This window comes from Haladaptatus sp. T7, from assembly GCF_026008575.1.
In the GTDB taxonomy this organism is placed as follows: domain Archaea; phylum Halobacteriota; class Halobacteria; order Halobacteriales; family Haladaptataceae; genus Haladaptatus; species Haladaptatus paucihalophilus.
Genome location: NZ_BROP01000009.1, coordinates 28,435 through 42,464 on the forward strand (window position 1 = coordinate 28,435; position 14,030 = coordinate 42,464).

Consider the following 14,030-nt stretch of genomic DNA (forward strand, 5'->3'; position numbering starts at 1 on the left):
CACTGTACCTCTTCAAATCATTTGTACTGGCCTGTTGCTCCCTGCATGTACTGCTGTATATCCCCATCGAAGACACACGTAATGCACTGGTAGAACTACGATAGGTCACTTTCTCATATCGTAACGCTCGGTCAGCACGAAAGAGACTGGGTTGACGATTTAATCTACTCGATTCATCTTGAACGTGGGTGATGCCGCCCGGACTAGGCTACTTTCTCCCGTTACTCACTTTCCAACGGATCAACCTTTGTTTTCCATCTGGTAAATGCTTATTTGGCTCCTCCCCGAAGGCGAAACCACACGATGATTGAGCGAACCGATTTGGTGTGGAGTGATTTCGGATATGTTTGAGACAGATCGTCGCGTCGTCGCGCTCGGAATCGCTCGCATGGCTGATGCAGTTGGAAATTCATTTCTCATCGTCGTTCTCCCACTCTACGTCGCGAGTGGTGCGGTTACAGGGGAAGCATTTGGCTTCACCGAAGCATTCGTCTCAGGACTTGTTCTCGCGCTCTTTGGGCTCGTCAGTAGTGTCGTCCAGCCAATCGCAGGACGTCTATCGGACAGAGCAGGAATACGAAAGCTGTTCGTCATTATTGGGCTAGCTATACTCGCGGTAACCGACGTTGCGTTCTCCATCGCTGGAAGCTATGTGAGTCTGATGCTCATTCGAATGGTTCAGGGCGTCGCCGCCGCTCTCACAATCACTGCCAGTATTGCGCTCGTGAACGAGTTGAGTGCATCGACGAATCGTGGCGGGAACATGGGTATCTACAACGCCTTCCGGCTCACGGGATTCGGTGCAGGACCACTTGCAGCTGGAATCATTGTCGAAGGTGGACCGTATCAACTTCCGATCGGAAACGATATTCAGTTGAGTGGGTTCGATGCCGCGTTTGCAACAGCAGCATTTGCCGCGCTAGTGAGCATTCTGTTGGTCCACGTGCTGGTCTCCGATCCAGAGGAAACTGCCCCGACAAGTGATGACGTAGCTCTCGCCATTCAAGATCCGACAGGTCGTCACCTGCTGGATCCAATTTTCACATTGGGACTGGCTACCCTCGCCATGTCGACATGCATCGCGCTGTTAGCGCCGATACAACCGACAGTGAATAACCGGCTCGATCAGGGGCCAATTCTCTTCTCGATTCAATTTGCTGCGTTTATCGGAGCACTGGCGGTCACACAGCCAATCGTCGGGTCGGTCAGTGATCGCGTTGGACGGCGGCTATTCATCATCGCAGGGCTCGCCTTCCTCATTCCAACTACTCTCGTCCAAGGAGTCGTCGTCGAGCCGTGGCAGATGATCGTGGCTCGAGTTCTCCAAGGGGTGAGTGGAGCAATGGTCTTTGCACCTGCACTCGCATTAGCCGGTGACTTGGCTCAAAAGGGACAATCCGGTGCACAGCTTTCCGTCCTTACGGTTGCATTCGGACTCGGAATTTCTTTTGGGCAACTCGCGTCCGGTTTCCTCATCAGATACGGATTCATTACTCCGTTTGCCTTCGGTGGGGCACTTGCAACAATCGGAGTCATTCTCGTGTCGACGCAGGTTGAAGAGTCGACATCAGAAGCCACTGTTTCGACCACCGACTGAGCGGACTAGAAGCGATTCGGATATTATTGAAATCGAAGCGGACTCGGACGACATTGCACTTCTCAAAGTGGTTTCAACAGGTACTTACACTTGTTTTCCATATGGAAAACCAAGGACTACAATGTACGACAGTTCTCAATTGCACGCCAACAACTGTCGGGGAATCGAATCTCCAGAAAAGGAATGTCGTAATGCCACGCAAAGAGGCCAGAATGACACTCCTACGTCACCAGACTGGGCGACGCACCAGTTTCAATGTCGCTCTCCGGAAACATCTTCTCAGAGAATGGAGACGGAATGGGAGGGGTCGAGACGACGATTCATTGCGGGTGCGAGTAGTCTTACGGTAGTTGGTCTGCTCGCTGGCTGCGCTTCCAACGATGGGGAGAGCGGCGGTAGGGAGAGTGACAAGTTTGGTGGTTTCTTCGGAAACGTTGGCAACTACGATGGAGTTACTGACTGGACTGGGAAAGACGCGGTAACGATTACAGTCGGTGCTGATGGCAACGGAGGCCCGTATGCGTTCAAACCACCAGCTGTCCGGATCACTCCAGGGACGACTGTGACTTTCAAGTGGGTTTCGAACGCTCACAACGTTCTCCCGACAGACCAACCCGAGGAGGCGAACTGGAAGGGTGAGCCGAAAACGAAGACTTCGGGATACTCGTTCAACTCGACGTTCGACAGTGCAGGGACCTACAAGTACGTCTGTGAGCCCCATCGATCGATGGGCATGAAAGGAGCAATCGTGGTTTCGAATGACCAAGACCAACAAAACACCACTTCAAACTAGAACAATGTGTTTGTCAGGCTCCAAATCACATAGCTGTTTCAAAAACAGAAACAACCTTGTCAGTGTCTGTTCAGTTCCCGAAAATCGAGTATCAGCAGATACTGACTCTCTCGGTCACCGATTCGAGGTAGCTAAGTAATGACCTCAAGACGAGTCACTGGAGCACGATACGGGTATTTCATTGCCGCAGTCCTCTTCTTTGTTGGCGTTCTCGCACAAACGTATATCGCCGGCATGGCCGTGTTCATCGACCCAAGTCACTGGGAACTCCATACGACCTTCGTTCATCTCATCGAAGTTCTCTTCATCCCGCTGTTCATCTTCGGGTTCGTCGGTCAATTTTCGCGCTTGCTGAAAGGTGCGCCCATCGTCTTGTTTTTGCTAATTGGTATTCAGTATATGACGGCTGAGGCGTTCGGTTCGCTCGTTGCGGCGATCCATCCCGTTAACGCTGTTGTCATTGCATTCGTAACGCTATGGATGCCGAAGGAGTCCTGGGAATGGAGAAATATCTCAGCGTGAAGACGTATTGACTTCCTCCTGTGCCTAAAAACGGAAGAATCCCAGACGGGAAATGCCGACTAATACTAAAAAACTGGAGATCGGTGAATTCAGAGGGGTGTACGACAGACCTCTGAATAAGTCACGTCTTTCAATACCTCAGAGAGAAGCAAGTGAGTGGATACCGGCGGGAACGCTCCCCACGTGCTGCCATTCGCCCTCCGTCGTTCGTTGCAAGACGCTCCCGCTCGATCCGGCAGCCGTACTCATATTGATCGTTTGATCGGCCGTCTCCGAGCTGAATACCGTCCCTGCGACCACCTGTCCATCGATAACGGCCCACGCGTCGATTACTTCCTCCGGCCCACCGGGGTACGTCACCTCTGTCAGTGATTCGTAGTCAGACGATTCGTACAGTACCGCGTCCGCACCACCACTCCAGGAGGGTGGTGCATCACGTGCTGCAGAAGCGTAAAGACGGTCGTTGTGCGTGATTGCTTTCCGGAAATACGGTCTGTCACCCGTATCGAGACGGGACCACTCCTCACCCCAATCTTCCGTGCGATAGAGGCCGCCTGATTGCATTCCGTCTAAACCCAGATACCCAGTCGAGACGATGAACTCTTCCGGAGATACCATGTGCACGTGGTGGACGTCGTCTGGTACCGGGTCATCCCGCTCAACCCAACTCTCGCCTCCATCTTTGGTTAGATGAAGTTTACCAGCCTCGATGCCGACCACCAGCCTCTCGGGGGTAGTCGGATGAATCCCGAGCGCACGGAGTCGAGGGGGGATATCACCGGGAGCAGTCCACTTCGACCGTGACGGTTGCTCTTGGAGCGATTTCACTTCCGACCATGTTTGTCCACGGTCGGTGGATCGATACAGGTGCGCTGGCGCTGTTCCTGCATACACCGCTCTTGCTGTTGCACACACCGACCACACTGACTCGGTTGGGACCTCCAGATCAGCCCACGATTCGCCAGTATCGGGAGAGTGGTACAGCCCCGACGTCGTTGCCGCGAATATTCCATCCGCGCTATCGAAGGCCCGTATCTCGGTAACGAAGCCTGTCTCGAGAACCTGCTCTACAGTCTCGAACGGGACAGTACTAGCCCGATAGACGCCATCTGATGTTCCGATTAACACTGTCATGTTACTGGTGATTGGTGGTCGTTTCTAGGATATTCGTTGGGGACGTTCTCCTGGGAACGATTTTTTCGACTTGCTTACTCATTTTGAATACTGGTCGCAGCGACGGATCGAGGCTGTTGCTCACGGTAATTATCGTTCCAGGATATTTCTATTCCGTCCCACGTTTCTCCGGAATCCGTCGATCGATAGAGGCCACGGTTCGTCAGGGCGTAAAACGTACCCGGTTCATCGGATATCGTCGCGAGAACTGGCACGAAGAGCCCGGATGGATCCGGAAAGCCATCCGTACACTGCTGCCATGGTTTCTCGCCTTGACGTCGATAGGCTACCGAGTATGGGTCGTTGGGTTCGTCGTGCGTTCGAATCGCTTCGTCTTCGATGTCATGCGCTCGACCCGCACCTGGTGAGGTCGCTATAACACGCGTGTCTGGGTCGCCAGGATCGACTGCAACGGCCCATCCGTAGTGATGTTCGATGCCTTCCGAGGAGTATTTCCATGACTCACCACCATCGGTACTCTCCCTGTATTCGTGACCCTCCTCTAGCATACCATCTCCCGCAGCGGCATATACTCGATTCGGTGCATCTGGGTGAGTTGCCAGCGTGTGTGCATCAAATGGCCCATCGGGCACTCGATCAACCCATGTCTCACCTCGGTCGCTGGTCCTCACAACCGCTCCAGCTTCGATACTGACGTAGAGTCGCTCGGGATCATTCGGGTCAGGTTCGATCCAACGGACGTGGTGGGTGTCGGGGCGTCCAGGGAACGACCATTCTGTCGCCGAATCGAGATCCGTGAGACCGGGGCACTCACTCCACGTGTCGCCCCCGTCGTCTGACCGGTATACCGCACTCGGTTCCGTTCCTGCATAGACCGTCCCGTACTCCTCTGGTCGGTCCTCTGCAGCGACAGCGACCGCCATGACTCGTGACGACGAGAAATCGGAACCGATCTGTGACCAGGAATCACCACCGTCTACTGTTCGCCACAGTCCATCGTTGAACGTCCCAAGGTACGCGCGCTCGGGAGCGAATGGATCGACGGCAACAGCGTACGGCCGTTCATCGCCGTCGAAGTATTGGTTGACGTCCCAGTTCCCATCTCGTTCTTCGACCACGAGCAATGCGTAGTCCAATGCGGCGTAAATTCGGGTTGTCATGTGATTGTCGTTGCTTCAGTTATCAGGTCTGGTTTACTTCACTCAACCTCTCCGAGCTCGCTGGAAGCTTCCGTGGTTGCAGTGAGGTGCGAAGTCGAGGAAGTGAAATCTTCCCCATTGAGCGGATAGTGTGCGCGCGATACTCAAACTGGGTGAGTTCGTGGACTCGCTATTCGAACAGTTCGACGACTTGTTCGTAGCGGTCAGCGGGCACCTCCCAATCGACGACTTCGAAGAAGTTGTCGATGAAGTCACCGCGCGCCGGACCGTAGTCGTAGTAGTACGAGTGTTCCCACACGTCGAGTGCAAGGATCGGGTGGCTCCCCCAAAGTGCACCTTGATCGTGTTTGTCAACGACAACGTTGTGGAGTTGGTTCGAGAACGAGTCGTAAACAAGGAGCGCCCAGCCCGAAGCGTTTTTCGCGGCAGCCTCGAATTCGCCCTTCCACGCCTCGTAGGAGCCGAAGTCTTCGGCAATACGGTCGGCGAGATCGCCAGTTGGTTCTGCACCACCTTCGGGACTCATGCATTGCCAGAATAAGGAGTGGAGGATGTGACCGGAACCATTGTGAGTAACGTTTCGGAGCGCACTGCCGGTCGACCCGAAGTCACCCGACTCGCGGTTGCTCTCTAAGGTTTCTTCCGCGCTATTCCATCCATTAACGTAGCCTTGATGATGGGTGTCGTGGTGCCACGTGAGCACCTGCTCGGAGATGTGCGGTTCAAGTGCGTCGTAGTCGTACGGGAGCGGTGGTAGTTCGTGTTCAGTCATGGGTTTGTCCCACCGTTTTCCAAGTGGCAAACGAACTTAAATCCTTGCTGAAATTCAATCCGGTATACTGACGAACATGAATTTCTTGTCGGGATACTCCGTCCCCAGCGGATGAAAATTAGAGCTCACAAAGTACGATTACGTAGCGAATAAAGCAAGGAATGAGACATCACCTGCTGTAGAAAGTCAGTTGACTGAGGACACTATCTCGACCGACGACCGAGTGTAAAAGGAGGTAGTCGTCAACGTAGCTCTGTAGAACTGCGCTATCCAGTCAGACTCCGAACCTATGACGGTGACGTCTACTTAAAAACGGAAGTATGTGCTATCGATTTGTATCAAACGGTCACAACTGCTACACCTTCTCGGGGAAACTGGTTAGTCTCGAGTTCTTCGACGATGAAATCGGCCAGGTCGTCCCGCGTCGTCGTATTACTCTCCGCGAAACTGTACCCAATTTCTGTTCGATAGTTTCCGACCCCCTCATCGTTAGTGAGGCCGGACGGTCGAACGATCGTCCATTCCAAATCGTTATCCTGTATAATTGCTTCCATGCGCCGCATATCCTGATACTCTCCACGTAAGAGGATGCGCTTGATGAGTACCTCATAAAAAAGGGCGTTATTCCGGTCCCATCCCGGATGCGTACCACCCGACGTTATTGCTATAAGACGTGAGACCCCATGTTCCTTCATCGCACGTATGATATTCGTGATGCCTTCAGAATAGAGGTTCACGCGGCTGAGGTAGCTCTCCTTGCCGATCGTAGAGATGACAACATCTTGGCCTTGAAGCAAATCGGCGAACGATTCGTAGTTGAGGACATCGCCTTGTTCGACGGCGAGTGATTCGTATTTCAGATCCAGTTTTGAGGGTGTTCGGGCAATTCCCGTCACGTGGTGGCCGTCGTCAATTGCTCGCTCGACCACCCTCTGTCCTGTTCGTCCCGTGGCTCCGAAGACTACTACCTTCATCATTCAGTTCATTTCGCTCGTATTTGTGCATGTTCTGTCCTCAGCGCTACTATCTCTTCGGTGGTGGTGCTGCTGGTGGAATTGCCGTCCGGTCATAACTGATTTTCCATTCGGAAAACAAACGTATGTACCTTGTGCAAATTCATCGCAACCGTCCAACTTCGCTCTTTGTTTTCCATATGGAAAATTGCTTGGATTCTGGTACCTACAGTACTGGTATGGCAGAACGGCTCTATGCAACAGTGTCCGATCAGCTCATAACGGCGACGCAAAGGGGAGACAAATGGACAGTAGAGACAGCCCTACATGGCAAATATCCACGTGCTGTGGTGGCTGATCCCAAAGACCCAGACCTCGCCTTCTGTGGAACCACGGAAGATGGTCTGTGGCGGACGACAGATGGTGGCGAGACCTGGTCAAGGATAGGAGAGGGAATCGCTCACGAGAGAATCACAGCGGTCTCTCTGGACGAAGCAAAGGGTTCTGAAGGGCAGAGCGGAGTTTGGGTCGGAACGGAACCAACTGCGATCTATTATTCAAAGGATGACGGAAAAACGTGGACCGAGAAGCCAGGATTGACCGACCTCCGCTCTGAACCAGATTGGTCATATCCGCCACGACCCGAGACTCATCACGTTCGCTGGATCGAGACTGACCCGAACGACTACGAACGAGTATACGTCTCGATCGAACAAGGTGCATTCGTTCAGTCGTCTGATTGCGGTGAGACGTGGAACGATCGAATTCCTGGTAGTCCTCGTGATGCCCACACGTTTGCATTGCATGCCGATGCTCCGGGGCGAATCTATGCTGCCGATGGATTAGGGTTTATTTTCCCTGGACAAGGGTACTACGAGAGTGTGGATAGCGGTGAGACATGGGGGACCCCGAATGATGGCCTGAAACATCAGTATTTGTGGGGACTCGCCGTTGATCCCGGAGATCCTGATCGTGTTCTCGTGAGTGCAGCGGAGAGTCCCGAAGCGGCACACGTCCCCAAAATCTCTGAGTCGTACATCTACCGTCGAGACTCCGATGGAGCCTGGACACAGTGTCGCGAAGGCCTGCCGAATGCAGAAGAGACATGTGTTCCAGTTCTCACAACGAATGAAGACGAGCCGGGAGTGTTCTATGCTCTAACAGACCGTGGGATATTCCGGTCGGATGATACGGGAGGAACGTGGGACCGACTCGATATCGAATGGGAAGAGATAGCTTCCGAGTTCCCCGGTCGTCGAGGACCCAACGTTGGCCCCACTGGGCTATCTGTAGTCTAATCAGGTCGGGACTCTCTGAACACCTCATCCGACGGTGTGTCTCACACTTATCATCATCTAACCCGTAATTCACACATGGCCTATCGATTCGTTCGTGCCCGTCCGATATCTGACCGGCTTTCTGACCTGCGAAGGCGGCTAGACAAGGGTGAAATCGAACTAATGAATCCCTTCGGCACGCAATGACAAAATCACTGAATAACGTACGTCTCGATCCGGAGACGGGAGAGGCTGTGTGGGTAGAGGAAGATTACTGCTCTCCACCGCTCGCAATGGAACGCGAAGTCCTGGACCAGTACTTCACCGACCTCGTGATTGCCGAGGAGGATATGACAGAGACGGAGGGGTGGGGACGAATTGAGAAGTACCCCTTGCTATGGGACGAGATCAAAGGTGGAGTGTGAGCATTCGTCACATCTGTCCGATGAGCGATGGCACTGAATATCCCACACCGTTATCAGGGGCAACCTCCTCAAGTTATAGTAATTGAATATGACGACGACCAGTAGACCGCAGATTCCTGAAGACACTTACGAGGACCTGATGCAAGCGACCGCTCGTGCTTTGTGTGAACAGGGATATAGTCGTCTCCGGGTACGCGATATCGACGAATATTTCGGGAAGAGCCGTCAGCTCATCAACCACTACTACGACGGAAAAGACGACCTCATAGAGGCTGTCCTCAAGTATCTGCTGGAAGAATATGAGCGTGGTATTGCGGTTGGAGACGATGTCGACCCCGAACAGCAACTCCACAGCTACATTCAGCAATTTTTCTATGGGCCAGACATCGATGATTTCGATCACTGGGCATTTGTCACGGCGCTCATCGAACTCCGCTCACAGGCACACCATTACCCACGCCATCAAGAATTACTTTTGGAGAACTACCACCATCTCAGAGCGATTCTCATCGCCATCATCGAGACGGGTATCGAAGAGGGGGATTTTCGAGAGGTCGATGCAGACATCTTTGCAAACGCCATTCTTGCGGTCATCTCTACGTCCCGAATGCGAAAGGTATGTCTCGATGATGATGAGGCAGTCGAGAATGGACGTAAAATACTCGATGCCATCATTCTGCCTCAACTTTTCCGCGAACCAGACAGAGATTAACTTACTACCGAAGCTCCGGTGGCAGAGTTTGGTGGTAACATCGCTAACGAGAGCTTAGTACCTTGCACTAAGCCTCGTTAAAGTAGCCCACACCGCTATCTGGTGTGACGAGTACGTCAGCAACCTCCCCACACGGCTGAAAACATTGAGGGTACCGGGGCAGTTCCACTGCCGCTTATACTGCCCACAGGAAGTCAATCACCCAAATTGGACAAATTAGAGAGCTCAACCTCGCCGCCGTCGTACGTTCTACTTCGTTTATAGAATCAATCACGCATCTTAAAACGCGCCGAAATGACAGGGGACGGACTACTTTTCCCCGATTGTTCGGAGCTGCCGAATCCGATCGCCGGAATCACCGCCAATTGGCAGGCTAAATATGTACCACGAAATGCACAGTGATCGACTCGAGGGAACCTGAGGGGACTACTATTGTTTGCGATTTTGGGCGTCAGAAGATACGCTCCATACTGTGTAAAAAATCGTAATTCCGTTTATTTTTGTGGAGAGCTGCTCTCTCCGCCTGAATCGTCGAAGGCATTTTGTTTAACTTATAGGTTTAATATAGAGTACACTGTATATTCAACCGGATGGTTGAACAACAGTCGAACGGCCTAGATCTCGATGCGATCTTCAAGGCACTAGCCCATCCGATCCGCCGAGAGATCCTCGAACAACTCGCCGATGGCCCCGAAAGCGTCGGTGAATTGGCTGAACCACACGACGTCTCACTGGCGGCAGTTTCCAAGCACTTGCATGTGTTAGAAGATGCGGGTTTGCTTGATATCGAGAAGGACGGCCGGGTTCGACGATGTCACCTTGATGCCGCGCCGCTGAGTGAAGCCTTCGGATGGCTGACCCGGTATCGTGTGCTCTGGGAGGATCGTTTCGACGCGTTGTCCGACCATCTGGAGCAAGAAGACCAATGAGAGACAACACTGATGACGGAAGAGAATCGCGGGAAGAGGCCACCACGGATGAAGATCAAAGTATTACTGTCAACCGCGTGATCGAAGCCACACCAGAGAGAGTCTACGAAGCCTTTGTCGATCCCGATGAACTCACGACGTGGCTCCCGCCAGAGGGCTTCTCAGCCGAGGTTCACGAGTTCGACGCCACGGAGGGCGGCACCTTCCATATGTCGTTCACTGCTGACATCGAGGAGTTGGAACCATACGCTCACACGTTCCACGGGACATACGAAGAGCTGTCCCCTGGCGACCGGATCGTCTACACCGAGGAATTCGAGTCCGACGATCCGGGAATGGCCGGCGAGATGACGACCATGGTCACCTTCGAGAAGGTCTCCGGCGGGACCGAAGTCACTGCTCACCAGGCAGGAATCCCCGAAAACATCCCACCCCAGGACGCCAACGAAGGATGGAATGACTCCCTCGGAAACCTCGCGGACGTTGTTGAGGAGGCGTAGCGCATAGATCTTATCGAGGGTGCCGTACGGGCCTCACTTCCGTTTATTAATCAGTTGTGGGCATGTGCGCTACCGTGGTCCAGACCTATGGGATATATTTAGACAGCAAATGGCTAACTCGGTAATGTGGCTGTAGTTTCTACATTATATCAATTTAAAATCCGACTATTTCCATTTCATACTTATATGGGTTGGAGCATTTTCTAAGTCAGAAACCGATTGTAAGACTCACCTCATATCGGCATCAACCCACGCAACGCAATGAGTTTAGAAAATCTCGCTCGTATCGGGACTGAACGACGAACATTTCTCAAAACTGCAGGAGCGACAGGACTAACGGCTGCCGGTTTCAGTAGTACTGGGGGCGCAGAGCAATCCGACGACTCATGCTCCGAGAGGACCCAGCAAGACGCGGATGTGTACGTGACTGTTCTTGGGTCCGGGGCATCGGCGCTGAAAAATGGACGCTCGTCGGTCGGCTATGTCGTACACATCGATGGCGAACCGAAATTGCTGGTAGATGCTGGCGGCGGGACGGCATCGGCTATTAGTGAGACACAGACCGATATCACGAAATTAGACCTCGCGCTGTTCACACACCTTCACATCGACCACACTGTTGATTTCCCTGCGATTCTTAAGGCGGCCTATCAGCAAGGACGAGACGGTCGCCCATGGGAGATCTATGGCCCCTCGGGTAAAGGAATACGTCCCGGCATGAAAGAATGGGCCTCGAAAATGTTCAATGGGAGTAGCGGTACCTACAGCTATCTTCGGGAGTTCGTTGGACAGTACCTTGGAACGAATGTACGTCTTAAGGCACACGACATCGACGCACCAACCGACAGCCCGGGTAAGATTCAGAGGGTGTATTCCAAAGACGGGCTGACCGTTGAGGCGGCCCCGACAAAGCATGGTGCGATGCCGTCACTTGCATACCGTGTCTCGTACCAGGGTACTTCGTTCACCTTTACAGGAGATTATAGTTCCAAGCTCGGAAACGTCCCTACGTTGGCGAAGGGAACTGATGTGATGATTCAGAATCGACTGCTTGAACCGGAATCGAAAATGGGCAGCAGTGAACCAAAGCGCGTACTTCACTCGACTCCCCGCGAAATTGGGATGAACGCTCAAAAAGCGAAGGCAAATATGCTTGTCCTCTCGCATATCAGCCGCGATACAGTCACCGATCTCAGTGAGGAAATAAAGATTATCATTGACGAGTACGATGGCCCAATAGCGATTGCGAATGATCTCGTCGATGTGTACCCCGACGGGCGCATTCTTGAAACGAAGATGAACGGAGACAGTGGGGCGTCCGGGACCAGCGGAGATGGTCTCATGTTTATCCCTCAGTAAAGCAATCCGAATCGGAACGAGTATCGATGAAGAAGAGGTAAATGCCACTCCCATCCGTTTTTTGACTATTTTTTGTCGGCAATCGCCTGCTCGAGCTGGTCTTCTGTATTGCCAGCATCTACGGTCGGCGCTGTGATGCTCTTCCCAACCACAACTCGCGGTACGGCGCCGAGTTCTAACTCGTGCACCTTCTGCATTATCGCCTTGATTTCTTGCTGATATGCATTGTTCTTGATATCCTGTTGGATCTTGTCACGGTTCGAGACGCCAGCAACTTTCGCGATTTGCATTAGTCGATCAGTCGTTGCCCACGACTCGGTCGTACTCTGTTGATTAGCGAACATACGGGCGAAGAACGACCAGTATGCGCTGGGTGAGTGATTCCAGACGGACAGTCCAGCGTGGGCAGCAGTGAGCTCATCAGGTCCATGAAATGGCTCTCCCTCGTCATACGCGACTTCTCGAAAAGCAAGCCGAACGTCACCAGGGCGAACGAATTTCTCGATTATTGTTTGCAAATATCCTTCTACGAATTCTTGTGTATAGGGACACTTCCAACTACCATACACAGTCGCTGTCACTGGTGCATCGTTTGCCCCCATATGTGCGTACGTGAATCGGGTCGGTCGATCTGGGACAGATGCTTGGTTGATAATACCGGGTGCTGCCTTGACTTCCTGTTTCTTTGTTGTTGTAGTGTTCGTCGTCGTGTTTGGTGTAGTGGATGTCGGTTCTCCGTCAGTCGTATGCCGGGTTTACGTCGGCTGATTACCGGTTGTCGTCGATGTTGTATTATTACGGCCGAAGAGGCTTGTACAGCCACTCAACGATGCAACCGCCGTTACCCCCGTTAGTTGGACGAATTTCCGCCGTGATTTGTTCATGTTTAGAATGATATTTCGTCTCTATTCTGTATGGAATGTTCTACGTTTAATCCTTGTTAGAAATATAAATAAACTCGGATGAGCAGTTTCTCATCGAGAAATTAGCCGGTGTTTTTTAAAGTGAAAGTCACAGCTTCCATCGTTTCTGCGTACATGGTATTACAGAACTGGGGCAGGAAGGTTCAGTAACGTATCGTCCATCGATCACAGACGATAGGTTTCATGCGTCACTGATCTTCCGAAAGGCCTTTTTTAAAGAGCGAATACGGCTGTGCGCCGACGATTTTGCCTGCCTTCGTCGACTCCCGATCAAAGATAATGAAAGCGGGTGTTCCTCGAAGACCGTTCTTTTCAGATGCCTTGACATCGGCATCGATACTTGCAATCACAGCATCTCTATTCTGTTTCATACAGGACTCAACGGCGGTAGCATCGACACCTCGAACGTTGTCCGTTATCTCCAACAGGTTCGACCGCTGAGCCCATCCCGAGTTTTCTTTTCCCTGTTCATCAAACATCGACGAATGCCATCGTCTGAATGCATCAGGGTTCTCGTCGCGTACCGTCCGCCACACACATTTTGCCATCCGAGCCGCCGTTTCTGATGCTTGGCCAATGTAGGGTTTATCAAGGACCACAATTCTGACCTTTCCCGGCTTTACGTAGTCCTCGAGGAGTTTGGGAAAGGTGTTTTGCTCGAATTTTTGGCAAAATGGGCACTGATAGTCGCTCCAATAGTACATATCGAGTGGTGCATCTGCTGACCCGATAACTGGATTGCCCTGCAAATCGATACCGAATTTTGTCGTCTCCTCTGTCGCGTACAGTAGTGCGGTTCCGTTGTCGTTCGAACTGTGCCTACTGGTGGTGTTACTCCCAGTATCTGAATCGTTGCTGGACGACTGCAAAATGCTCGTGCAACCAGTTATCGCGGATAGGGATCCAGCCACACTCCCGAGAAATAGGCGTCGGGACGGTGGCCCATTAGTATCACGCATTGTACTCTCTCTTTC

General features: G+C 52.5%; 15 protein-coding genes. 9 read left to right on the forward strand and 6 right to left on the reverse strand.

Annotation, left to right across the window (positions count from 1 at the left end; translation table 11 throughout):
- Positions 1-343 precede the first annotated feature (343 nt).
- From OPC11_RS20030 to OPC11_RS20040, 3 genes are all read left to right on the forward strand, one after another.
- On the forward strand, positions 344-1,597 hold the full coding sequence (locus OPC11_RS20030) for an MFS transporter (RefSeq protein WP_264783120.1): 1,254 nt from the start codon (positions 344-346) through the stop codon (positions 1,595-1,597).
- A 286-nt stretch (positions 1,598-1,883) separates the two neighbouring features.
- Positions 1,884-2,390, forward strand: a complete 507-nt coding sequence (locus OPC11_RS20035) for a halocyanin domain-containing protein (protein WP_264783121.1) — start codon at positions 1,884-1,886, stop codon at positions 2,388-2,390.
- 138 nt (positions 2,391-2,528) lie between these two features.
- Entirely contained in the window at positions 2,529-2,912 is a 384-nt protein-coding gene (locus OPC11_RS20040) for a DUF6220 domain-containing protein (protein WP_264783122.1), read from the forward strand.
- A 138-nt stretch (positions 2,913-3,050) separates the two neighbouring features.
- Here the strand turns inward: OPC11_RS20040 and OPC11_RS20045 are convergent, their stop codons facing one another.
- From OPC11_RS20045 to OPC11_RS20060, 4 genes are all read right to left on the reverse strand, one after another.
- Positions 3,051-4,046 carry a glycosyl hydrolase gene (locus OPC11_RS20045; RefSeq protein WP_264783123.1) on the reverse strand — a complete coding sequence of 332 codons (996 nt, stop codon included), beginning with the start codon at positions 4,044-4,046 and terminating at the stop codon, positions 3,051-3,053.
- Between the two features lie 74 nt (positions 4,047-4,120).
- On the reverse strand, positions 4,121-5,206 hold the full coding sequence (locus tag OPC11_RS20050; RefSeq protein WP_264783124.1) for a hypothetical protein: 1,086 nt from the start codon (positions 5,204-5,206) through the stop codon (positions 4,121-4,123).
- A gap of 169 nt (positions 5,207-5,375) precedes the next feature.
- Complete coding sequence (sod, locus tag OPC11_RS20055) at positions 5,376-5,978, reverse strand: superoxide dismutase (RefSeq protein ID WP_264783125.1); 603 nt, start codon at positions 5,976-5,978, stop codon at positions 5,376-5,378.
- A 338-nt stretch (positions 5,979-6,316) separates the two neighbouring features.
- Positions 6,317-6,955 (reverse strand): SDR family oxidoreductase, encoded by a 639-nt coding sequence (locus OPC11_RS20060; RefSeq protein ID WP_264783126.1) that lies wholly within the window; start codon positions 6,953-6,955, stop codon positions 6,317-6,319.
- Between the two features lie 215 nt (positions 6,956-7,170).
- Between OPC11_RS20060 and OPC11_RS20065 the strand changes: the two genes are divergently transcribed.
- The 6 genes from OPC11_RS20065 (at position 7,171) to OPC11_RS20090 (ending at position 12,133) form a co-directional block, all read left to right on the forward strand.
- Positions 7,171-8,229, forward strand: a complete 1,059-nt coding sequence (locus OPC11_RS20065) for a hypothetical protein (RefSeq protein WP_264783127.1) — start codon at positions 7,171-7,173, stop codon at positions 8,227-8,229.
- Positions 8,230-8,411: 182 nt separating this feature from the next.
- Positions 8,412-8,633 (forward strand): hypothetical protein, encoded by a 222-nt coding sequence (locus tag OPC11_RS20070; protein ID WP_264783128.1) that lies wholly within the window; start codon positions 8,412-8,414, stop codon positions 8,631-8,633.
- A gap of 139 nt (positions 8,634-8,772) precedes the next feature.
- Positions 8,773-9,345 carry a TetR/AcrR family transcriptional regulator gene (locus OPC11_RS20075; protein WP_264783129.1) on the forward strand — a complete coding sequence of 191 codons (573 nt, stop codon included), beginning with the start codon at positions 8,773-8,775 and terminating at the stop codon, positions 9,343-9,345.
- Positions 9,346-9,935: 590 nt separating this feature from the next.
- The gene (locus OPC11_RS20080; RefSeq protein WP_264783130.1) at positions 9,936-10,274 is read left to right on the forward strand and encodes a metalloregulator ArsR/SmtB family transcription factor; all 339 of its coding nucleotides are present in this window, start codon (positions 9,936-9,938) and stop codon (positions 10,272-10,274) included.
- Entirely contained in the window at positions 10,271-10,774 is a 504-nt protein-coding gene (locus tag OPC11_RS20085; RefSeq protein WP_264783131.1) for an SRPBCC domain-containing protein, read from the forward strand. The genes OPC11_RS20080 and OPC11_RS20085 overlap by 4 nt, the downstream gene beginning before the upstream one ends.
- Positions 10,775-11,035: 261 nt before the next feature.
- On the forward strand, positions 11,036-12,133 hold the full coding sequence (locus tag OPC11_RS20090) for an MBL fold metallo-hydrolase (RefSeq protein WP_264783132.1): 1,098 nt from the start codon (positions 11,036-11,038) through the stop codon (positions 12,131-12,133).
- A 65-nt stretch (positions 12,134-12,198) separates the two neighbouring features.
- Here OPC11_RS20090 and OPC11_RS20095 read toward each other — a convergent pair whose 3' ends face one another.
- The gene (locus OPC11_RS20095) at positions 12,199-12,735 is read right to left on the reverse strand and encodes a thioredoxin domain-containing protein (protein ID WP_264783133.1); all 537 of its coding nucleotides are present in this window, start codon (positions 12,733-12,735) and stop codon (positions 12,199-12,201) included.
- 509 nt (positions 12,736-13,244) lie between these two features.
- Positions 13,245-13,760, reverse strand: coding sequence for a thioredoxin domain-containing protein (locus OPC11_RS20100; RefSeq protein ID WP_264783134.1), 516 nt, complete (start codon positions 13,758-13,760; stop codon positions 13,245-13,247).
- Positions 13,761-14,030: the final 270 nt, after the last annotated feature.